Below are 22742 nucleotides of genomic sequence, written 5' to 3'. Positions count from 1 at the left end.
GTGTCTGTTTAAATGACACGATATAATCCAATTCTTTCTGAGTCAGCATCGTCCCTCCTACATCTTCTTATTCGTAAAAGGCAAGAAAAATAGGACTGGTTTGTGTCCTCAGTCCTAGATTTCTTATAAGATTGGAGCGAATAACTGGGCGATTTCTTTTACAAGTTTTTGATACCAGCTCGTTTTGATAGAATGAGGATAGACTTCCTGAGAATCTGCAAATATATTTTGAAAATCTCGGGCTATTTCCATTATAGAAGGAGTTTTATAGAGTAAGACTGCATTTTCATAATGGTGTACCAAGCTTCGGTAGTCGAGATTGATTGTCCCCACCACCGCAAAATCTTCGTCTACCAACATCTGCTTACTATGAATAAAACCTGGACTATACTCATAAATCCGAACTCCAGCAGAAAGAAGGTCTGGATAAGCCCCTCTTGTGACTAACTGAATGAACTTCTTATCTGGTATGTAAGGAGTGATAATTCGAACATCGACCCCTCTCATAGCAGCATTTTTGATTGTCTCCGTTAAATCATAGTCTATGATCAAATAAGGTGTCGTAATATAAACCGATTCAGTTGCTTGATTGATCAAACTCTGATAAACCTTTTTCCCTACCTGCGTTCGAAAAATTGGCTTGGGTCCACTCCCATATGGAATGGTTAAACCGTCACTTGGGATAGAATGATTTTCTAAATGATATTGATCAAAATCACTAATCTCTCCTCGATTAATGTACCAAGTGGTTAAAAACAAGCGTGTCAGAGCTTTTACTGCTAGTCCGTCTAAGCGAATTCCACTATCCTTCCAATAACCAAATCTCTCGACGTGGTTAATGTACTCATCGGCTAAGTTAATGCCTCCTGTATAAGCTATCTGACCATCAATAATCAATATTTTTCTATGATCTCTGTTATTATAGGCCACTGTCAAACGAGGAATAACTTTATTGAATTTATGGGCCTCGATGCCCAGCTGACGAAGTCGATGGGCATAATCTCCTGTTAAAGTAGCCATACAGCCAATATCATCATAGAGCAGTTTAACTTCAATGCCTTGAGCGACCTTTTGCTCCAAGATTTCTAGAATACGATTCCACATCAAACCTTCTTCTATAATGTAATATTCCAAGAAAATAAATTTCTCAGCCTTTTTAAGATCTTCTACCATCTTTTTCCACATGGCTTCTCCGCTAGGAAAAAATGTAGAGGCAGTTTGATCATAGACATCGGCATTGGTATCCATACTCAACAAGGACTTGATGACGCCATAAGCTGCCTTGTCACTTTCTTTTAATTCCTCTTTTAGTAGCTGGCTATTTGCTTCTTGGAAATGCATGGAGCCTAGCTTCTTCAGTTGTTTGATTTCTTTTTTGGACAATCGCCTTTCCCCGAACATCAGATAGAGCAGGGGGCCAAATACTGGTACAAAGGCTACTAATAACCAGGTTACCTTATTCTCAGGAGTCGTATTACGGTTGACTATCGAAATGATTGTGATGATACTCAGTAGAATGAGGACAGTAATCCATAAAATGGGGGCCATGCGCCCTAAATAAAGAAAGAGACCAAAAACCAGACAAAGTTCAAGTAACATAATCGAAAGACTAAAGCCATACTTGGACATCAATAATTGAAATTTTCTATATTTCATATCCCCTCCTTGATATTTTGAACACTAAAAACAGGTAATTGATACTAGTATAACTCAGGTATTCGGTAGAAGGCAAGTATTTATGATTATTTTCTAGGTAAAAGTAAAAAGGCTGAAAAATCCAGCCCTTTCTACTTGCATAGTCTTATTTAGTTAAAACGATGCGATCAGACGCTTCTCTATCCATATCGTCGATAATCATCTGATTACCATTAATTGAATAAATCTTGACATCATCACCAATAATCATACGTTGATTAGATGCATCAAATGTGACCTGCTTGATTTCTTGTTCCCCGTCAGTTTCTACCTGTGTCCATGTACCAGTTGTACCAATCACTACCAAAGTGATACGGTCTCCGTCATCCTGACCAGTATAAGTCCCATCAATATCGGTCGGTTGAGCCTCAGGCGCATTTTATGAAGAACTTGTCGTTGCCCGGTTTGTATTTTCTGTGGAAGATGAAGCAGCAGATTGTGATTGCTGAGTTTGTTGTGTTTGCGGTTGAGCTGCTGGTTGTTGAACCTGTTGAACTCTTTGTGAACAAGCTACTAAGAGACTAAGGCTTGCTAGAGAAGCAAGAGAAAGTTGAATCTTTTTAATTTCATGATGGATTTCCTTTCTGCTACCAATTTAGAGAAATTTTCTCTAACCAGCAATTCCCCTAGTATAACAAGTTAAAAAAAGGTGGTCAATTTATCTGCTCATACCCCAGTATGTTGCTCCGTACTTCTGAGATAAAATAGAGAGACCCTGTAATGAATAACAAGTCCTGAGCATCTGCTCTTTCTTCAAAATCGCTAATAAATTCTCTGTAAGAAGGAATGACATGGTAACCTGTTACATCTGTCTCATCCAGAGAACCTTGATAGTCAAAACCAGTCACCTTGAGTGCCACCTGAGGCAAATTTTCCGTCAGATAACCCAACATCCCTTGATAATTCTTCCGTTTCAAGGCCCCAAAAAGTATTTGAGGACGATAACCTTCCTGCTCTTTTTCTTTGATAAATTCAACCAAGCGAGTCAAGGCAGGGAGGTTATGGGCACCGTCCAAGTATATCTGCGGACGAATACGCTCCAAGCGACCAGCCCAATGGGTCTTCTCCAAAGCCTGTCTTACAACCTGCTCATCAACAGATTCCTGTCTTTCTCCCATAAAAAGAAGGAACGTTTGCAACGCCAAGGCCGCATTTTCCTGCTGATAAGCTCCTTCTAAACCTATTTTCAACTGTGAAAGGTTAGCCAAAGAGCTTGAAAAATCCCCATTCAGCATTGAAAAATCCTGACCTGCCTGATAAAGGTCAACAGCTAAAGAGTCTGCTTTTTTCTGACAGACAAGCCTAGCTTCTGGAGCCAATTTCGCAATCACTGCCTTCTTACCAGCCTTGAAAATACCAGCTTTCTGCTCTGCAATTGCTGCTATACTGTCACCCAGAGTCTCCTGATGATCAAATCCGATGGAGGTGATGACAGCAATCTCTCCAGTTACCACATTGGTTGTGTCAAGTAAGCCACCAATTCCCACTTCTAGTAGAAGCAAATCCACCTCTTGCTCTCTAAAATAAAGAAAAGCAATCAAGGTCAGCAATTCAAAAAAGGACAACTGATCATGGGTTTGCAGAAGCGTTTTCTCCATCTCCTTGACCTGCTCGGCCAAACGGATGAAGTCTGTGTCTGCTATAGGTTGCCCATTAATGCAGATTCGGTCATTGATGGATACGATATGAGGAGAAGTAAAGGTCGCGACTTTTTTGCCATGTCCCATAAATAACTCCCTCATAAAAGCAATGGTAGATCCTTTCCCATTAGTCCCTGTCACGTGGATAATAGGGTAAGACTGCTCAGGATTTCCTAACAAATCCACCGCTTGCTGTATTCGGCCCAAACCTGATCGAAAATTCAAACCAATCCGACTATGGAGCCATTCTTCTACTTCAAACATATATATCTCCTTAATTACAGGTTCAATCAACTGCCTCAATAAAGTCTCATAACTAACAAAAACGAGGCCAGGATTTTCGTCCCGACCTCTCACCTGGTTAGCTAATAACTAGCTACTATGAAGTTAACGTGGGGTAAAACATCCACTAAATGTGCCTGCGTTTCTAATTTCTAGCGCAGGGCTAAAAACATCCCCCGGACTTACCAGTTCTCTCTTATTTAAAGGAACTGGGCTAAAAACATCCACTGGATGTTCCAACTCTTCTAATTTCTAGGAGTTGGGCTGATACAGTCTCCCAGACTGTATCACTCCTCCATAAAACTATTGAAGACTTCTTCAATCATGTTCCATTCGTCTTCTGAGTCTTCTGGGATTGGTTGCAATTCGCCTTCTGTTCCATCCTCGTTTTCGATGAATGAGTAAGCTTGGATTTCAACTTGTCCGTCTTCGTCTTCTTCTGCGTTAACTGGTACTAGAAGAACATAGTTTTTACCAAATTCTTCTTTTCCATCAATCGTCAAAAGGATTTCAAACAAGGTTTCATTTCCTTGCTCATCTACTAGTGTGATGAGTTCACGTTCTTCGTGGTCGTGGTTATGATCGTGTGACATAGCCTCTCCTTTATATTAAAATTTTCTATCTAAATAATTTTGTAAAATCAGCTGAGCTGCTAACTTATCAATGACTTTCTTACGCTTATTGCGACTGATATCTGCTTGTTCAATCAACATGCGCTCAGCAGCCACTGTTGTCAAGCGTTCATCTTGATAGTCTACTGGTAAACCAAAAAGTTCTTCTAGCTTCGCTCCGTAGGCTTGACTAGCTTCCACGCGCGGGCCACTTGTATTGTTCATGTTTTTAGGCAAGCCCACTACAAATCGTTCCATCTTATAAGTATCAACCAACTCCTTAACGCGGTCAAAACCAAATTGGCCTTGCTCCTCGTTGATTTGGATGATTTCAAGTCCTTGAGCTGTAAAACCAAGCGGATCGCTAATGGCTACCCCTACCGTTTTTGAACCGACGTCCAATCCCATAATTCTCATAGGTTATAGATCGACTCCTTGCCCTTTAAGATAGTAGCGGACCAATTCCTCAACGATTTCATCACGCTCATACTTACGGATTTGATTTCGTGCATTATTATAACGAGGAACGTAGGCAGGGTCTCCACTCAATACGTAACCTACGATTTGGTTAATTGGGTTGTAGCCCTTATCGTTCAACGAAGCATAGACATCAGTCAAAGTTTCGCTAATTTCTTTTTTATTGGAATCGTCCAATTTAAAACGTACTGTTTCTTCAGTAAATCCCATTCTAACACCCTCTTTCCTTAGAATAGTACCATTATAGCATAATTCCTTACGTTCTACAATTCAGGCAGTCTATTTATTTGGATTTTCTACTGTTCTGTCGCGCCATTTGCCAATCTGTCTGAAATATATTTGCTTGGTTCATTCTTCAAAAGATTTTCTAAGCCAATATTCTTCAAATATTCTAACTGAGAAGCCTTCTTGACATCCAGAACTTGAAAATCAAAACTAGTCGTTGTTTGAAGTTCTGTTGCGCTCAATAGTTTTGTTTCAAGCTTAAATCCTGCTAATTTACGAGCTTCTATGATGGCCTCATCCTTCTCCTCTGCCTCGAGAAGAGCTTTTTGAGTTTCTTCCACTCCATGTTGGTCAATATAAGTCTTCAACTCATCTGAGACTGGACGTTTTTGTTGGATAGTTAGACTCAAAAAAGTTTTGTCTTTATAAGTAATGGTTTGGGTTTGCTGGCTACCATCATCTGATTTCGGCAAAACCAAAGTCTTGGTTACAACTGTATTCTTCTCAGCATTTTCAATAACTGGCAATGCCGACTGAAGCGTATCCTTTTCTGTTTTTGTAGATGGTCCAGTTTCTTTTTTCTGTCCGCAACCAACCAGGACAAAAAGGAAAGCTAGACTAACAAGAACAATTTTTTTCATTTCTTTCTTCTTTCTTTTTGAAATTAAAATAGAATAAGACTGGGAATTGCTCCCAGCCTTGATGTTTATAGAGCTGCACGCAAACGTGCTTCTGCATTTTCTACATTACGGACAGAGCGTGGTAGGAAGGCACGAATATCATCTTCCTTATAGCCAACTTGCAGGCGTTTTTCATCCACAAGAATTGGGCTCTTTAAAATTCTCGGTGTTTCCATAATCAGATTGAGAACTTCGTTGACACTCAAATCTTCAATATCCACTCCAAGGGCTTTGGCATAGCGATTTTTAGACGAAACGATGCTGGCTATTCCGTTATCTGTTTTGGTTAGAATATCCAGTAATTCTTCTCTCGTAATTCCTTCTTTACCAAGGTTTTGTTCTTTATAACTTAACTGGTGGGCATTGAGCCAGGTTTTTGCTTTTTTACAGCTAGTACAACTTGAGACTGTATAAATTTTAATCATGTACCTACCCCTTTCGCTACATGTTACTATCAGTTTAGTCTATTATACCATAAAAAACATCCGACTTGCGACCTATTTTTAAATTTTTTTGACTTTTTTCGTCATTTTCGTACTTTTTCCTTGACAAAATGAAATTTACAGCCATTCTTGATATTTCTTGATATAGATTTTTTTCACAATTGTCACGCTAATCATATACAAAATAATGATGAAAAGTAAAAAGATGAAATAAATCGGTTTTAAAGGAGTTAGATGAAGTAGGATTGCGAGTGGACTGTAGGGAAGGAAGGTCACAAAGGCTGCAGCCAATAAGGTTGTCACAAGGACTAGCCAAGCTGGACGACTTTGTAAAAAGGGAATTTTGGCTGAACGTAGCATATGTATAACCATGGTCTGTGACCACATGGATTCAATGAACCAACCTGTCTGAAACAAGACAATAAAGCCTACGGCCGACTCTGCCCCATGAACATAAACTTGACCTGTTGTCATGGGTACAATGATAAAATAGAGCAAAATAAAGGTCAAAATATCAAAGGCAGAAGAGATAGGTCCCATCCAAATCATGAAACGTGTGATAGACTTAGCTTCCCAGGTATGCGGATTTCTCAAAAAATCTTTATCCACCTTGTCAAAAGGTAAGGCAATACAAGACAAATCATAGACTAGATTTAGGATAATCAAATGGACTGGTGCCATTGGTAAAAATGGCAAAAAGATTCCAGAGACCAATAGGGATAAGATATTTCCAAAATTAGAACTCACTGTCATTTTGATATATTTAGTCATATTGGCATAGACCTTACGACCTTCAACAAGTCCTTTTTCAAGCACCATGAGATCCTTATCAAGTAGGATAACATCAGCTGTTTCTTTGGCAATATCTACTGCTGTATCAACAGAAATCCCCACATCTGCAACTTTCATAGAAGGAGCATCATTGATCCCATCTCCCATATAACCGACAGCATGACCATTGGCCTTAAATTGCAAAATAATCCTCGCTTTTTGGTCAGGAGAAAGTTTGGCAAAGACTGTTACCTCCTCTACGGCTTGGGCCAATTCTTGATCACTCATCTGATCAATTTCAGATCCCAACAGCATCTGATTGATATCCAAACCAACCTTTTCACAGACTGCTTGGGTAACTTTTTCGTTGTCTCCCGTCAAAATCTTTGTTTGAACTCCATGTTCTAACAGAGCCTTAATTGCTGGTGCTGCAGATGGTTTAGGAGGATCTAGGAAGGCTAAATAACCAGTTAGAATCATATCCCCTTCATCATCAACTGTATAGGCATGGCCTTCCCTCAAACCTGACTTATAGGCCACTCCCAAGACACGCAAACCTTGTTGATTTAGTTGTCTGACTTCTGCTAAAATTTCTTCTCTAATAGCATCTGTCAAGGGAGTAATCACTCCTTGATATTCCGCATAACTGGAAATCGTCAACATTTCCTCTAGGGCACCCTTGGTTACCAAACTAACCACTTCGTGTTCATCCTTAACGATGACACTCATCCGTCTGCGTTCAAAATCAAAGGGCAATTCATCTATTTTTTGAAAAGTTTGAGCCAGATTTTGCAAGAGGGCGTGTTCTTTTGCTTCCTTTTCAGTCCGTTTGATGATGGCTCTGTCCATCAAATTTTTCAAGCCCGTTTGAAAATAAGAATTGAGATAAGCTCGTCTCAAGACGGTCAAATCCAAGCGTCCGTGGATGTCCAAGGGATATTCAAGGACAATTTCGTCTTGGGTTAGAGTTCCTGTCTTATCTGTACACAAAATATCAATCGCCCCTAAGTCCTGTATAGCATTGAGTTTCTTGATAACCACTTTTTCCTTGGCCATAATGATGGAGCCTTTTGCTAGACTGGCCGTGATAATCATAGGAAGCATCTCAGGTGTCAATCCAACACCAACACTCAAAGCAAATACGCCAGCTTCCAGCCAGTCACCATCTGTTAAACCATTGGACAAGAAAACGATGGGAACCATAACCAACATCAAGCGAATCAAGAGCCAAGAAATACTATTCATCTCCCGTTCAAACGAAGTGGGCTCATCATAGGTGTTTAGAGTCTGCTCAATGGCCCCCATCATGGTATCATCACCAACTGCTAAAACCACGGCCTTGGCACTACCAGACAAGACATTGGTTCCCATAAAGGCGAGCGCTTCTGCTTCTAGCAGACTATCAGATTGTTGAACTGTTGCCTTGGTCAAGGCCAATTTTTCAACCGATTCACTTTCACCAGTCAAGCCCGACTGTTGTACAAAGAAATCGCGCGACTCAAATAAAAGAAGATCTGCTGGAATCATGTCTCCAGCGCTTAATTTAACCACGTCACCCACTACCAAATCATCGATAGGTACTTCTTGGATTTCTCCTTGACGAATGACAGTCGCTGTGTTGACAATCATTTTTGATAGATTGGTCGCAGCCTTATCACTACGGAGTTCTTGGACAAAGCGTATGCCACCAGAAATGAGGACTAGGACAACGATGATAATAGAAGTTGTCGGATCTTCTTGACCTGGTTTTGCCAACCAGACATTGGTCACCAAGGAAATCACGGCGATGACCAGCAAGATGATCGTAAAAGGATTGATAATGGATTCGTAAATCTTTTTGAGGATACTGTCTTCTTGACCCTTTGTGATGGTATTTTCGCCATATAGGTCACGATTTTTCTCCACCTGCTCCTCAGTCAAGCCTGTTAGACTTGTCTTATAAAAAGATAGAGTTTCGTTTAAAGATGTATGAATAGCTGTTGCTAATCTTTCTTTTGTAGTTTTCATTGGTTTCTCCTATCTGTATGAATGATGTGTTTCATACACAGAGACCAATCACTTTATAAGGGCAGAACGACACAAATCAGCGATTGGCTGTGTATGTGCGGTTCCGGATGATCGTCAATTTGCATCGTCTATCTCCTTTCTTTGATTTAAACAGTAGAAAATCCCACCATAAAATGGCAGGATTAAAAAACTAATTATCTGTTTTTCGTTCAAGCTTTAACTCCATAGGGCAATGTAATGAGCTTAGTCTTGGCCTTCGCGACCAGGACTGTTGACCAACGAGTAGTGTCTCCACTGCTTTGCGGTAGTCATCCGTATCCCTATGGTAGCCTCACCTACCGTTTTCGTCTTTCAGTATAAACCTTTAAAATTTAAAAGTCAATCATTTGAGTTGTTTAACTCTTAAATAACTATCAACTCTTTTGGAGCTAGGGTCAACAATTCACAACCTGTCTCTGTAATCAGAATATCATCCTCGATACGAACACCATATTTGCCTTCGATATAGATACCAGGTTCATCTGTCAAGGCCATACCCGCCTTAATAGTTTCTGTGGAAATCTGGCTAAAGTAGGGTTCCTCATGGATATCCAGTCCAATACCGTGTCCGATACCGTGAGTAAAGTAGTCGCCATAACCTTCCTCAATGATAATATCACGAGGGATTTTGTCAAAGTCACGGAAACCTAAGCCTGCCTTAGCCTGATCAATCAAGGCTTGGTTGGCTTTGAGAACCGTATTGTAAATCTCTGCTTGCTCGTCGCTGACATGCCCCAGATAGATAGTCCGTGTCATATCACTGACATAGTGGTCGTAGAGGCAACCGAAGTCCATAGTAATAGCTTCTCCTAGCTCCACTGGTTTGTGCATAGGATGGGCATGGGGTTTAGAAGAATTGATACCGCTAGCTAGAATGGTGTCAAAAGACAAGCCAGATGCTCCCAACTCACGCATGCGGAAGTCAAGGAAGTTAGCAATCTCAATTTCAGTCTTTCCTGGCTTAATAAAGTCAAGCGCATCGCGGAAAGCTTGGTCTGAGATAGAACAAGCCTTGCGAATCGCTGCAATCTCCGCCTCATCCTTAATCATTCGAAGACCTTCAACAAACTGAGTCTGTGGAAGCAAGTCAATTCCTTCAAAGGTTGACTGCATACGGTGGTAATAAGAGACTGAAATCTCATCTTCAAAACCAATTCGAGACAAGCCCATATCTTTAACAATTCCTGCAATGACAGCTAATTCATCGCGGTCAGCTACAATCTCAAAGCCACTGGTTTCTTGCTTGGCTGCAATGATATAGCGAGAGTCTGTCACCAAGACCTGACGGTCACGGCTGATAAAGACTGTTCCGTTTGAGCCCCAAAAACCAGTCAAATAATAGACGTTTTTAAGGTTATTGATGATGATACCATCTAGTTCTTTTTCTTGCATTTTATCTAGAAATGCTTGTACGCGTTTATTCATGATGTAATTTTCCTTTCAAATACTGTCCTGTGTAGCTGGCTTGATTAGCAGCTACTTCTTCTGGAGTTCCTGTTGCGATGATGGTTCCACCACCGACACCACCTTCAGGTCCCAAGTCAATAATATGGTCTGCTGTCTTGATAACGTCTAAATTGTGCTCAATGACGAGGACTGTATTGCCATCGTCTACAAAGCGAGCTAAAACCTTGAGCAAGCGAGCGATATCCTCGGTATGAAGACCTGTCGTCGGCTCATCCAGAATGTAGAAAGATTTTCCTGTCGATCGTTTGTGGAGTTCACTAGCCAGCTTCATACGCTGGGCTTCTCCTCCAGAAAGTGTGGTAGCTGGTTGCCCGAGCGTCACATAGCCTAGCCCTACATCCTTGATGGTCTGAAGTTTGCGTTGAATCTTTGGAATGTGTTGGAAGAATTCTACCGCATCGTTGACGGTCATATCCAAGACCTGCGAGATATTCTTTTCCTTGTAGTGGACTTCTAGGGTTTCACTGTTGTAGCGGGTTCCGTGGCAGACTTCACAAGCTACATAAACATCTGGCAAGAAGTGCATCTCAATCTTGATAATCCCGTCACCTGAGCAGGCTTCACAGCGACCACCCTTGACGTTGAAACTGAAACGACCCTTCTTGTAGCCTCGAATCTTAGCTTCATTTGTCTGGGCAAAGAGGTCACGTATATCGTCAAAAACTCCTGTATAGGTAGCCGGGTTGGACCTCGGCGTCCGTCCAATTGGACTCTGGTCAATGTCAATCAAGCGGTCTACATGCTCAATCCCTGTGATGGTCTTGAATTTACCAGGCTTGTCTGAATTACGGTTGAGCTTCTGGGCAATAGCTTTTTTGAGGATGCTGTTGATTAAGGTCGATTTCCCTGAACCCGATACCCCTGTCACTGCGATGAATTTTCCTAGTGGGAAGCGAGCTGTGACATTTTGCAGGTTGTTCTCACGCGCTCCTGTCACTTCGATAAAACGACCATTTCCGGTACGGCGCTCGTCTGGCACTGGAATGGCACGTTTGCCTGACAAGTACTGACCTGTGATAGACTTGCTGTTGCGAGCCACTTGCTTGGGAGTACCTGCAGCAACAATCTCCCCACCAAAAACACCGGCACCGGGACCAACGTCAATCAGATAATCCGCCTCACGCATGGTATCTTCGTCGTGTTCCACCACAATGAGTGTATTACCCAAGTCGCGCATCTTTTTGAGACTAGCAATCAGACGGTCATTGTCCCTCTGGTGGAGACCGATTGACGGCTCATCCAGGATATAAAGGACACCTGATAAGTTGGAACCAATCTGGGTCGCCAAGCGAATGCGCTGACTTTCCCCACCTGAAAGGGTTCCTGCTGAACGAGATAGGGTCAGATAGTTGAGACCCACGTTATTCAGGAAGGTCAAGCGGTCCTTGATTTCCTTGAGAATGGGACGGGCGATGATGGCTTCATTTTCAGATAAGGTCAGCTGGCTCACCAAGTCCAAGTGGTCTGCGATAGACAAGTCTGAGATTTCTCCGATATGTGGCCCTTGCTGGCCACCAACACGGACAGACAAGGCCTGATCATTAAGACGGTAACCACGACAAGTTCCGCAGGTCAGCTCATTCATGTAAAGGCGCATCTGGGTGCGCGTGTAATCGCTGTTTGTCTCGTGATAGCGACGTTTGATATTATTGACAACTCCCTCAAAAGGAATGTCAATATCGCGCACTCCACCAAATTCATTCTCATAGTGGAAATGGAATTCCTTGCCATCTGACCCATAGAGAATCAAGTTCTTATCCTCTTCTGACAAGTTCTCAAAAGGCTTATCCATATCCACTCCAAAAGCTGTCATAGCCTGCTCTAGCATATTTGGATAGTAGTTGGATGAGATAGGATTCCAAGGTGCTAGCGCCCCCTCACGTAGCGTTTTGCTGGCATCTGGCACTACTAGGTCGATATCCACCTCCAGCTTAATACCCAAACCATCACACTCACTACAAGAACCAAAAGGAGCATTGAAGGAGAAGAGACGTGGCTCTAACTCTGGAACAGTAAAGCCACAAACTGGACAGGCATAATGCTCAGAGAAGAGCAACTCAGAGTCGTCCATAGTGTCGATAATGACATATCCTTCTGCGATACGAAGGGCAGCCTCAACGGAATCAAAGAGACGACTACGAATGCCCTCCTTGATAACGATACGGTCAACCACGACATCAATATTGTGTTGTTTGCTCTTAGACAAGTCTGGCACTTCGGTCACATCATAGACTTCCCCATCCACGCGGACACGGACATAACCATCTTTCTGAATCTTTTCAACAACGCTCTTGTGCTGTCCTTTTTTCTTACGGATGACTGGGGCTAAGATTTGCAGGCGCTGGCGTTCTGGCAATTCTAAAACCTTATCCACGATTTGCTCCACAGAAGAAGCCTTGATAGCTCCATGCCCGTTGATACAGTAAGGCGTCCCCACACGCGCGTAGAGGAGACGCAGATAGTCATTGATTTCAGTCGTGGTTCCCACCGTCGAGCGAGGGTTTTTGCTAGTCGTTTTCTGGTCGATGGAAATAGCTGGGCTGAGACCATCAATGGCATCTACATCTGGTTTTTCCATATTTCCTAAGAACTGACGAGCGTAGGCTGACAAACTCTCCACATAGCGGCGTTGTCCCTCTGCATAGAGGGTATCAAAAGCCAGACTGGATTTCCCTGAACCTGACAAGCCGGTCACGACAACCAACTTGTCTCGCGGAATCTCCACATCAATATTTTTTAAATTATGGGCACGCGCCCCATGAATGACAATTTTATCTTGCATCTTTGTTCTTTCTAGTCCATTATTGCTTACCATTATACCAAAAAAAGTGAGATTCTATTACCCAAAAGGCTGAATTTGTAGTATAATAGTACGGTGTGAAAAAATCTGAAAAATGAGAAAGGATAAGGGATATGAAACAAGTTTTTCTCTCTACAACAACTGAATTTAAAGAGATCGATACGCTTGAACCGGGTACTTGGATCAATCTCGTCAATCCGACTCAAAATGAATCACTCGAAATCGCTAACGCCTTCGATATTGATATTGCGGACCTTCGAGCACCGCTCGATGCGGAAGAAATGTCTCGTATTACCATTGAAGACGAGTACACCCTGATTATCGTAGACGTGCCGGTCACAGAAGAAAGAAATAACCGCACCTACTACGTCACCATCCCGCTTGGTATTATCATCACTGAGGAAACCATTATCACTACGTGTTTGGAACCATTACCAGTCCTTGATGTCTTTATCAACCGTCGTTTGCGTAATTTCTATACCTTCATGCGTTCGCGTTTTATCTTTCAGATTCTTTATCGCAATGCAGAGCTTTACCTAACAGCCCTTCGTTCGATTGACCGTAAGAGTGAACAAATCGAAAGTCAACTGCATCAATCAACTCGCAATGAAGAATTGATTGAGCTCATGGAATTGGAAAAAACCATCGTCTATTTCAAGGCCTCCCTCAAAACAAATGAGCGCGTGATTAAGAAATTGACCAGCTCAACCAGCAATATCAAGAAATACCTTGAGGACGAAGACCTGCTTGAAGACACCCTGATTGAAACCCAACAGGCCATCGAGATGGCAGATATTTATGGAAACGTCTTGCACTCTATGACAGAGACCTTCGCCTCTATCATTTCCAACAACCAGAACAACATCATGAAAACCCTGGCCCTTGTGACCATCGTCATGTCCATCCCAACCATGGTCTTTTCTGCCTACGGGATGAACTTTAAGGATAATGAAATCCCCCTAAACGGCGAGCCAAATGCCTTCTGGCTAATCGTCTTTATCGCCTTTGCTATGAGTGTCTCGCTCACTCTCTATCTCATCCATAAAAAATGGTTCTAAGAGGAGTTCCTATGTCTCAGATTGATCTACAAAAATTAACTAAGAAAAACCAAGAGTTTGTCCACATCGCTACCCAACAATTCATCAAAGATGGGAAAACAGACGCTGAAATCAAGACTATTTTTGAGGAAGTTATTCCCCAAATCCTTGAAGAGCAAGCCAAAGGCACTACTGCTCGTTCCCTCTATGGTGCACCAACTCACTGGGCTCATAGCTTCACTGTTAAGGAGCAATATGAAAAAGAGCATCCAAAAGAAAATGATGATCCAAAACTGATGATTATGGACTCAGCTCTTTTCATCACTAGCCTCTTTGCCCTCGTCAGCGCCCTCACAACCTTCTTCTCAGCAGATCAGGCTATCGGTTACGGTTTGATTACCCTCCTATTAGTTGGACTGGTTGGTGGATTTGCCTTCTACTTGATGTACTACTTTGTTTACCAATACTATGGACCAGATATGGACCGCAGTCAACGTCCACCTTTCTGGAAATCTGTACTAGTTATCCTAGCATCTATGTTCCTTTGGTTGCTTGTCTTCTTTGCAACAAGCTTCCTACCAGTTAGCCTTAACCCAGTACTTGCTCCATTGCCCCTGGCTATTATCGGAGCAGTCCTCCTAGCCCTTCGCTTCTATCTCAAGAAACGCTTGAATATCCGTAGCGCAAGTGCAGGACCAACACGCTATTAAGAAGAATGATAAAAGCAACTGCAGGTGCGGTTGCTTTTTCACTTACTTTTTTGAATTATACTCAATGAAAATCAAAGAGCAAACTAGGAAGCTAGCTGCAGGTTGCTCAAAGCACAGCTTTAAGGTTAAAGATAAAACTGACGTGGTTTGAAGAGATTTTCGAAGAGTATTAAAAGTATTCTTCTGAAATCCCACATAGCTCTATCTAATCTTTTGTGATAAAATAGGCTCAATCTATTTCTAGGAGGATAAAATATGATTTCTACTATTGGTATTGTTAGTTTGTCTAGTGGCATTATCGGAGAGGACTTTGTCAAACACGAAGTAGACTTAGGTGTCCAACGTCTCAAGGATCTGGGACTCAATCCTATCTTTTTGCCCCATTCGTTAAAAGGCTTAGACTTTATCAAGGATCATCCTGAAGCGCGTGCAGAGGATTTGATGCAGGCCTTTTCTGATGATAGCATCGACATAATCCTATGCGCCATCGGTGGGGACGATACCTATCGCTTGCTACCTTATCTTTTTAAAAATGACCAACTCCAAAAGGTTATCAAACAAAAAATATTTCTTGGCTTCTCGGATACAACCATGAACCACCTCATGTTGCATAAACTAGGAATCAAAACTTTTTATGGTCAATCCTTTTTAGCAGACATTTGTGAACTAGACAAAGAAATGCTAGCCTATAGCCTTCACTACTTCAAAGAATTGATTGAGACGGGAAGAATCTCAGAAATCCGCCCTAGCAATGTTTGGTATGAGGAACGAACTGATTTTAGTCCTCAGGCTCTGGGGACACATCGTGTCAGTCATGCAAACACTGGTTTTGACTTGTTGCAAGGAAATGCCCAATTCGAAGGGGAAATCCTCGGTGGTTGCCTCGAATCTCTCTACGATATCTTTGACAACTCTCGATACGCAGACAGCACGGAGCTCTGCCAAAAATACAAACTTTTCCCTGACTTGTCAGACTGGGAAGGAAAAATCCTCTTGCTCGAAACAAGCGAAGAAAAGCCTGAGCCAGAAGACTTCAAAAAGATGTTACGGACTTTAAAGGACAATGGTATATTCGAGGTAATCAGTGGACTCTTGGTCGGAAAACCTATGGATGAAACTTTCTATGACGACTATAAAGAGGCACTATTGGATATTATTGACAGCAATATCCCGATTCTCTATAATCTGAATGTCGGCCACGCAACTCCAAGAGCAATTGTCCCCTTTGGGATCCATGCCCATGTAGATGCACAGGAGCAAGTCATTCGCTTTGACTATAACAAAAAATAAATAGTTTCTCTATTTTTGTGCTTTTGTATTCGTTTTCGTTACAATTTGTATCTGAATTTATTGCATTTCGCTAATTTCTATGTTATCCTTTTGAAGGAGGTGTATATGACAAAACAAAAAATTAATCGAATCGTAGGTTCTATTGGTGCCTTTATTGGAATTATAGTATTTATTGCCTACATACCTCAAATTATCGCTAATTTACAGGGAAATAAAGCTCAACCATTTCAACCTTTATCAGCTGCTATATCTTGCTTAATCTGGGTTATTTATGGATGGACAAAGGAACCTAAGAAGGATTGGATACTAATCATTCCAAATTCAGCTGGTGTTATTTTAGGTGGAATCACTTTTTTGACTTCACTCTAACAAATCTAATAGTATATATAAAAAGCTGGGAAAAATTTCTCAGCTTTTTTCTATATTCTCAGATATGCTAGTGACCGCTTTTCCACGCACAATCATTCTCGTGGTCATCAACTAACCCTGCAGCCTGTAGAAAAGACAAGACGGCGACTGGGCCTGTGAACTTGAAGCCTCGTTTTTTGAGATTTTTGGCTAATTTCTCAGACAAGGGTGTTTTAGCAGGGGCTTGGCGGTAATCGGGAACATCGTTAACAATCGTTTTCCCCTCAACAAAAGACCAAAGATAGGCATCAAAAGAGCCATATTCTTCCTGTAGTCGTAGAAAGGCTTGGGCGTTAGCGCGTGTAGCAAAAATCTTGGCTCTATTTCGGATGATGGCTGGATTCTCCAGCAAGTCTTCCAATTCGGTATCGGTCATCTCTGCGACTGCTTGAATTTGATAGCCATGAAAGGCTTCTCGGAAAGCTTGGCGTTTGTTGAGTACCGTTTCCCAAGACAGGCCTGCCTGATAAGTTTCCATGCACAACAACTCAAACAATGCTTGGTCATCATGGAGGGGTTGCCCCCACTCCTCATCATGATAGTCGATGTAGAGCGGATTGGTCATCTTGACCCACGAACAACGTTTTGTCATGCTCTACTCCTATTTGACCAACATTTTAAGGGCCGACTTGATATAGTTCTCTGCTGTATCTGTCGTTCCTTCAAAGAATTTCTTGATTTTCTTGAGCTCTGTTGCCTTGTAGCCCAGAGCCAACATGGCCTCCATAGCTTCTTCCAATTCTTGGTTTTCAGCGCTAGCTTGCACTGCCACCTTGACAGGAAGGTCATCTCCTGCAACTACTACCTTGCCTTCCAAGTCTAGCACCATCTGCTGGGCTGTTTTCTTACCAATTTTAGGAAACTTGGTCAAGTAGGTGATGTTCTTGGTTTCGATGGCTTGAACCAAGCCAGCATTGTCATCAGCAGCGATAATAGCAAGAGCTGATACAGGACCAATCCCAGATACCGAAATCAGACTAAGAAAGAGCTTTTTCTCATCCTCTGAGCGAAATCCATAAAGCAAATGGGCGTCCTCACGCACAACCTGATGCACATAAATCTGATCCTCCTGATTAACCTGACCTGAATAGGCATAAGGATTGGCCACATGCAGGATATAACCAATACCATTGGTTTCAAGAACAATGTATTTGGCAGTAATTTTGGTAATGATTCCTTTTAAATATTCGTACATAGTTTTCCTTTTAGTTTAATATTTCCCCAACTCACGGAGACTGGTGTGATTTTCCTGAATACGTCGGAACATCTTTTCCATATCTGACTTGGTAAAATGCACCAAAACAGGACGTCCGTGGGGACAGTTGTAGGGATTGTCACACTTAGAAAGTTGATAGAGGAGCTGTCTAGCTGAATGATCATCAATACGATGGTTGGCCTTGATAGACCGCTTGCAGGACATCATAATAGCCAGCTCTGCCCGGTATTTCTTGATAGAAACTTCCTTGGTCAAAAGGAGCATATCGCACATTTCATAGATACCAGATTCAATCTCTTCTTCTGCCATCCAAATAGGATGTTCACGTAGAATAAATTGATTTTCCCCGTACTCTGCTAGAAAGACGCCCACTTCCTCTAAAAGTGCCATTCTTTCCTTGAGACGCAGGGCATCATCCGCTGGAAATTCAAAGATATAGGGCACTAGGAGTTGCTGCTGGCTCTGGTCAACATCACCAATGCTTTCACGGTACTCCTCGTACTTGACCCGTTCCTGAGCCGCGTGTTGGTCTATGATGTAGAGCCCATCTCGTCCCTGTGCAAAGAGATAGGTTCCATGCATTTGTCCGAAAAATTCCAATTCTGGGAAGCTTGATGATTCTTCTCGCTCCAGCTTGTCATAGGCCTTATCAAGACTTGCTAAGTCTAGCTCTGGATGGTCTAATTGGTCGTAGTTAGCAGGTTTTCTCTCTGCAAAATGCAGTTTTGCTGGCTTGGTCAATCGGTCCAAGGTTTCCTTGGCAAACAGGGTTAAGTCCTGTTTCTCTTCATTCAGATTCACCTGATAATCAGCCACCTCAGCTTGACTGGATCTTATCGGCTCTGTTTTCTCATAGTAGAGCGTATTTTCTTTGAGTGGGAGAATAGTTTGCTCCACCTTCTCACGATTGCGCACGGTCGATTTGGCAAGATTTTCCAAGGCATCTGGAATCAAGGTTTGTTCCTTGAGACTATTTGCAATAGCTTCTGAAACCAGAGTCATCAGTTCTTTTTCCTTGGAAATCCGCACCTCTTGCTTAGTTGGATGCACATTGACATCCGCTAGATAAGGGTCGATATGGATGTGAATGACAGCCAGTGGAAAACGTCCAACCATAAGCTTGCTTCCGAAACCATCCAAAATAGCACGATTGAGCAGGAAGTTCTTGATATAACGGCCATTGATGAAGAGGCTGATATAATTGCGGTTAGCCCGAGTCAACTCAGGTAAGGACACAAAACCTGAAATTTCGAAATCTAGGTCAGAGTTCTCAATTTCAATCATCTTCTTGGCACTCGCCAAACCGTAAATCCCTGCGATTGCTTGGCGCAGTTGACCAGTCCCTGCTGTCCGCGTCATTTCCTTGCCATCACTAATCAAGCTAAAAGAAATCTCAGGATGGGCCAAGCCCAGACGGTTGACAATATCAATGATATGAGACAACTCCGCTTGCTGGCTCTTCATATACTTGAGACGGGCAGGAGTGTTGAAAAAGAGATCCTCCACACAAACCTTGGTTCCCACAGGACTAGTCGCTGGGATGACTTCTTCTACTTCTCCCCCACGTGCGACTAGCTTAGTCCCATGACTCGCACCATCCACCGCCGTCGACAGAGTCAGTACACTGACAGATGCGATAGAAGGCAGAGCTTCACCACGAAAACCAAGCGTCCGAATCCGAAAGAGATCTGCTTGATTTTTTATCTTACTGGTCGCATGACGACGCAGGGCCAATTCCACCTCATCGTGGGCAATTCCATGACCATTATCTGTGATTTGAATCTTCTTGAGACCAGCTTCCTCAATCTCAATGATAATCTGACTAGAGCCCGCGTCAATGGCGTTTTCTACCAGCTCCTTAACAACGCTAGCTGGACGCTCGATAACCTCTCCAGCTGCGATCTGGTTTGCCAGCACCTCTGGCAATTCAATAATATGAGACATTTTTCAGCCCCTTTCTGTATCTGTTTTCCTAGAAATTGATTAGTGCTATTATACCATATTTCAGATAGGACAGAAAAGCAAGCACCACATAGGATCCAAATCCCTCCACATAGACAAAGTCCCTTGCCAGGTGTCGTAAAATAGTGTTTAATAAAGGTGTACAAGAAGTGATCACAATTTTGTATGAAAGACAAGGAGAGAAATTTATGAAAGTAGAACTACAGATTAGCGAGTCTTACGAGGAGGAAAAACTGATTGTCCAAGCACCTCAAGAAACCGAGAAAGTCCAAAAAGTTATCAAATTTGCAGAAAATCTGGGCCAAAGAGAAAAAATCAAAGGGAAAATCGAAGATCAGGTCTATCTAATTGAGATTGGCAAGATTCAGCGCTTCTATATCGAAAATCGGAAGGTTCTGGCAGAAACGGCGAGTCAGACCTACAGCATTGATTTTCGACTCTATCAAGTTCTTGAACTCTTACCAACCAATTTTATCCAAATTTCCCAATCAGAAATCATCAATATCGACTCTATCTCTCATCTCAAGCTCACGCCCAACGGTCTGGTGGAAATCTTTCTAAAAAACGAAAGCTTCACCTACTCTTCACGCCGTTACCTAAAAACCATCAAGGAGAAATTAGAACTATGAAAAAACAAATCTTCCACGACGCATCTATTGGTGTCCTCATCGGCCTCATCCTCTCTATCATCTTTTCACTCATTTATGCACCAAATACCTACGCCCCGTTAAGTCCCTACTCTCTCATCGGCCAAGTGATGGCTCAGCATCAGGTTCACGGTGCCCTGGTCTTGCTCTACTGTACTCTTATCTGGGCAGCCATCGGTATTCTCTTCAACTTTGGTAAACGATTATTCAGCCGTGACTGGAGCATGCTTCGTGCCACTCTGACTCATTTCTTCCTCATGCTGGCTGGCTTTGTCCCACTGGCAACTCTGGCAGGTTGGTTCCCTTTCCACTGGTTCTTCTATCTCCAGCTCATTATCGAGTTTGCGATTGTCTACCTCATCATTTGGGCTATTCTTTATAAAAAAGAAGCTAAAAAAGTGGACCATATCAATCAACTCTTGGAGCATAGAAAGTAAGAAACCCATAATAAGCAAATCCGAGAAAGAAACTTCTCGGTTTTTCTTTATCCTACTGCACCTTATACTCAATGAAAATCAAAGAGCAAACTAGGAAGCTAGCCGCAGGTTGCTCAAAACACTGTTTTGAGGTTGTGGATAGAACTGACGAAGTCAGTAACCATACCTACGGTAAGGCGACGCTGACGTGGTTTGAAGAGATTTTCGAAGAGTATTACTATCATAGCAGTTATTTTCAGATCTTCTTTGTAAATTTTCTGTAATTTTCTATCTTTTTTCAAAACATTCTTGCATTTTTCCAAAATTTTTTGTAGAATATAGGTTACATATCCAGATTATTCTGAAAATTCAAAAAGGAGTATTTATCATGTCGCAAGCTATTTCCTTAAATCAATCAACCTGGGCAAGCAAGCTAAAAGCAATGGGACCTGGAATCCTAATGGCAACTGCCGCTGTTGGAGGTTCCCACATTGTATCTTCCACTCAAGCTGGCGGTTCTTACGGTTGGTCTCTACTTCTCTTGGTCATCTTAGCCAATGTCTTTAAATATCCATTTTTCCGTTTTGGTGCTGAATACACAGCTGATACTGGAAAGACTTTGGTTGAAGGTTATGCCGAAAAAGGAAAACTCTATCTCTGGATTTTCTTTATCCTAAATGTCTTTTCGGCTATGGTCAACACGGCTGGTGTTGCCATTCTGTGCTCAGCTATCATCGCCAGTGCCTTCCCAATGATTGGACTTAGCATTACTCAGTGGTCCCTCATTCTCGTTGCAATCATTTGGGCTATGCTACTCTTTGGAGGCTACAAACTTTTAGACGGCATGGTCAAATGGATTATGTCTGCTTTGACCATTGCGACTGTTCTTGCAGTTATCATTGCGGCGGTCAAGCATCCCGAATACAGTTCTGATTTTGTCGAGAAGACACCTTGGCAAATGGCAGCTCTGCCCTTCATCGTCTCCCTCCTAGGATGGATGCCGGCTCCTATTGAAATTTCAGCTATCAATTCACTTTGGTCTGCTGAAAAGAAAAAGACCGTCAACTTTAACACAGAGGACGCTCTATTTGACTTTAACGTTGGTTACATTGGAACAGCCATCCTAGCTGTGTTCTTTGTAGCACTGGGAGCATTGATTCAATATCCTACAGGGCAAGCAGTTGAAGCTGCTTCAGCCAAATACATCTCTCAATTCGTGGGCATGTATGCCTCTGTTCTTGGCGAATGGTCCCGTTACTTGATTACCTTTATTGCCTTCCTGTGTATCTTTGGAACAGTTATCACTGTTATCGATGGCTATTCTCGCGTCAATCAGGAATCTCTCCGACTGCTAATCAGTCAAAAAGAAGACAATCGTAAATCTTTGAACATCTGGATGACCATCACTGCTATCATCGGTATCGTCATTATCAAGTTCTTCGCTGGTCAGGTTTCAACCATGCTCCGCTTTGCCATGATTGGTTCTTTCCTGACAACACCATTCTTCGCTCTTTTAAACTACGCCTTGGTAACGCGTGAAAACAAACATCTTCCTTCTTGGCTCAAACACCTTGCTATTGCAGGATTGATTTTCCTCTTTGGCTTCGCCATCTTCTTTATCTATGCACTCGCAATCGGAAAAGCAGGGTAAGGGACAAGCGCGAGATGAAGATAATACTCTTCGCAAATCAAATTCAAACCACGTCAACGTCGCCTTGCCGTACTCAAGTACAGCCTGCGGCTAGTTTCCTAGTTTGCTCTTTGATTTTCATTGAGTATAAGGTTTCATTTCAAGAGAAAATGCAGCAAATATTTCTATGATAAAAAGCATAAGAACAAGGTTTTGAATACCTGAGCTTATGCTTTTTTACATTCTCAAAGACTGTTTATACTCAAAAAACAGTTGAAAAATCCCAAGT

21 protein-coding genes, 1 pseudogene and 1 riboswitch are annotated in these 22742 nt (G+C 42.2%); of the genes and pseudogenes, 8 read left to right on the top strand and 14 right to left on the bottom strand.

What is annotated here, in order from left to right; genetic code table 11:
* Positions 1 to 123: 123 nt before the first annotated feature.
* The 11 genes and pseudogenes from cls to uvrA form a co-directional block, all read right to left on the bottom strand.
* Positions 124 to 1656, bottom strand: coding sequence for a cardiolipin synthase (gene cls / locus HT679_RS04840; protein WP_138704605.1), 1533 nt, complete (start codon positions 1654 to 1656; stop codon positions 124 to 126).
* Positions 1657 to 1801: 145 nt separating this feature from the next.
* Positions 1802 to 2272, bottom strand: a pseudogene (locus HT679_RS04835) (SP_0198 family lipoprotein).
* A 76-nt stretch (positions 2273 to 2348) separates the two neighbouring features.
* Positions 2349 to 3599: a folylpolyglutamate synthase/dihydrofolate synthase family protein gene (locus HT679_RS04830; protein WP_173213291.1), complete on the bottom strand. Its 1251-nt coding sequence runs from the start codon at positions 3597 to 3599 to the stop codon at positions 2349 to 2351.
* 305 nt (positions 3600 to 3904) lie between these two features.
* Positions 3905 to 4210 (bottom strand): DUF1292 domain-containing protein, encoded by a 306-nt coding sequence (locus tag HT679_RS04825; RefSeq protein WP_000017620.1) that lies wholly within the window; start codon positions 4208 to 4210, stop codon positions 3905 to 3907.
* A 15-nt stretch (positions 4211 to 4225) separates the two neighbouring features.
* Positions 4226 to 4645, bottom strand: coding sequence for a Holliday junction resolvase RuvX (gene ruvX / locus HT679_RS04820; protein ID WP_173213289.1), 420 nt, complete (start codon positions 4643 to 4645; stop codon positions 4226 to 4228).
* Between the two features lie 3 nt (positions 4646 to 4648).
* Positions 4649 to 4915 carry an IreB family regulatory phosphoprotein gene (locus HT679_RS04815; protein WP_000507059.1) on the bottom strand — a complete coding sequence of 89 codons (267 nt, stop codon included), beginning with the start codon at positions 4913 to 4915 and terminating at the stop codon, positions 4649 to 4651.
* An 86-nt stretch (positions 4916 to 5001) separates the two neighbouring features.
* Entirely contained in the window at positions 5002 to 5571 is a 570-nt protein-coding gene (locus HT679_RS04810; RefSeq protein ID WP_173213287.1) for an SP0191 family lipoprotein, read from the bottom strand.
* Positions 5572 to 5636: 65 nt separating this feature from the next.
* Positions 5637 to 6035: a transcriptional regulator Spx gene (gene spx / locus HT679_RS04805; protein WP_000591165.1), complete on the bottom strand. Its 399-nt coding sequence runs from the start codon at positions 6033 to 6035 to the stop codon at positions 5637 to 5639.
* Between the two features lie 135 nt (positions 6036 to 6170).
* Positions 6171 to 8831 (bottom strand): magnesium-translocating P-type ATPase, encoded by a 2661-nt coding sequence (mgtA, locus tag HT679_RS04800; protein WP_000858855.1) that lies wholly within the window; start codon positions 8829 to 8831, stop codon positions 6171 to 6173.
* Between the two features lie 194 nt (positions 8832 to 9025).
* A riboswitch (M-box (ykoK) riboswitch) is annotated at positions 9026 to 9176 on the bottom strand.
* Positions 9177 to 9233: 57 nt separating this feature from the next.
* Positions 9234 to 10295, bottom strand: a complete 1062-nt coding sequence (locus tag HT679_RS04795; RefSeq protein WP_173213285.1) for a Xaa-Pro peptidase family protein — start codon at positions 10293 to 10295, stop codon at positions 9234 to 9236.
* Entirely contained in the window at positions 10288 to 13119 is a 2832-nt protein-coding gene (uvrA, locus tag HT679_RS04790; RefSeq protein ID WP_173213283.1) for an excinuclease ABC subunit UvrA, read from the bottom strand. Before uvrA ends, HT679_RS04795 begins: the two co-directional genes overlap by 8 nt.
* A 131-nt stretch (positions 13120 to 13250) precedes the next feature.
* On the opposite strand from uvrA, the gene HT679_RS04785 reads away from it, so the two are divergent.
* The 4 genes from HT679_RS04785 to HT679_RS04770 all read left to right on the top strand — a co-directional run bounded on the left by HT679_RS04785 (position 13251) and on the right by HT679_RS04770 (position 16543).
* Complete coding sequence (locus HT679_RS04785; protein ID WP_000815623.1) at positions 13251 to 14195, top strand: magnesium transporter CorA family protein; 945 nt, start codon at positions 13251 to 13253, stop codon at positions 14193 to 14195.
* Positions 14196 to 14206: 11 nt separating this feature from the next.
* A complete protein-coding gene (locus tag HT679_RS04780) occupies positions 14207 to 14884 on the top strand; it encodes a DUF1129 domain-containing protein (protein ID WP_173213281.1) in 678 nt (225 codons plus the stop codon).
* Positions 14885 to 15139: 255 nt separating this feature from the next.
* Positions 15140 to 16174, top strand: a complete 1035-nt coding sequence (locus HT679_RS04775; RefSeq protein WP_173213279.1) for a S66 peptidase family protein — start codon at positions 15140 to 15142, stop codon at positions 16172 to 16174.
* Between the two features lie 105 nt (positions 16175 to 16279).
* Positions 16280 to 16543 carry a SemiSWEET family transporter gene (locus HT679_RS04770; protein WP_000166114.1) on the top strand — a complete coding sequence of 88 codons (264 nt, stop codon included), beginning with the start codon at positions 16280 to 16282 and terminating at the stop codon, positions 16541 to 16543.
* Between the two features lie 67 nt (positions 16544 to 16610).
* On the opposite strand, the gene HT679_RS04765 is transcribed toward HT679_RS04770, so the two are convergent.
* Genes HT679_RS04765 through mutL form a run of 3 tightly spaced genes read right to left on the bottom strand, consistent with a single transcriptional unit; the run spans position 16611 to position 19742 of the window.
* On the bottom strand, positions 16611 to 17174 hold the full coding sequence (locus tag HT679_RS04765; protein ID WP_173213277.1) for a DNA-3-methyladenine glycosylase I: 564 nt from the start codon (positions 17172 to 17174) through the stop codon (positions 16611 to 16613).
* A 9-nt stretch (positions 17175 to 17183) separates the two neighbouring features.
* A complete protein-coding gene (gene ruvA, locus HT679_RS04760) occupies positions 17184 to 17777 on the bottom strand; it encodes a Holliday junction branch migration protein RuvA (protein WP_173213275.1) in 594 nt (197 codons plus the stop codon).
* Positions 17778 to 17792: 15 nt separating this feature from the next.
* Positions 17793 to 19742 carry a DNA mismatch repair endonuclease MutL gene (gene mutL / locus HT679_RS04755; protein WP_173213273.1) on the bottom strand — a complete coding sequence of 650 codons (1950 nt, stop codon included), beginning with the start codon at positions 19740 to 19742 and terminating at the stop codon, positions 17793 to 17795.
* A gap of 206 nt (positions 19743 to 19948) precedes the next feature.
* On the opposite strand from mutL, the gene HT679_RS04750 reads away from it, so the two are divergent.
* From HT679_RS04750 to HT679_RS04735, 4 genes are all read left to right on the top strand, one after another.
* Positions 19949 to 20389: a LytTR family DNA-binding domain-containing protein gene (locus HT679_RS04750; RefSeq protein ID WP_173213271.1), complete on the top strand. Its 441-nt coding sequence runs from the start codon at positions 19949 to 19951 to the stop codon at positions 20387 to 20389.
* The gene (locus HT679_RS04745) at positions 20386 to 20844 is read left to right on the top strand and encodes a DUF3021 domain-containing protein (protein ID WP_050221584.1); all 459 of its coding nucleotides are present in this window, start codon (positions 20386 to 20388) and stop codon (positions 20842 to 20844) included. The genes HT679_RS04750 and HT679_RS04745 overlap by 4 nt, the downstream gene beginning before the upstream one ends.
* 71 nt (positions 20845 to 20915) lie before the next feature.
* Positions 20916 to 21107, top strand: coding sequence for a hypothetical protein (locus tag HT679_RS11275; RefSeq protein ID WP_240149575.1), 192 nt, complete (start codon positions 20916 to 20918; stop codon positions 21105 to 21107).
* A gap of 104 nt (positions 21108 to 21211) precedes the next feature.
* Positions 21212 to 22474, top strand: a complete 1263-nt coding sequence (locus HT679_RS04735) for an NRAMP family divalent metal transporter (protein WP_138704591.1) — start codon at positions 21212 to 21214, stop codon at positions 22472 to 22474.
* Positions 22475 to 22742: the final 268 nt, after the last annotated feature.

The organism is Streptococcus sp. 4886 (assembly GCF_013276485.1).
Taxonomy (GTDB): domain Bacteria; phylum Bacillota; class Bacilli; order Lactobacillales; family Streptococcaceae; genus Streptococcus.
This window is presented reverse-complemented; position numbering and strand designations above follow the sequence as displayed.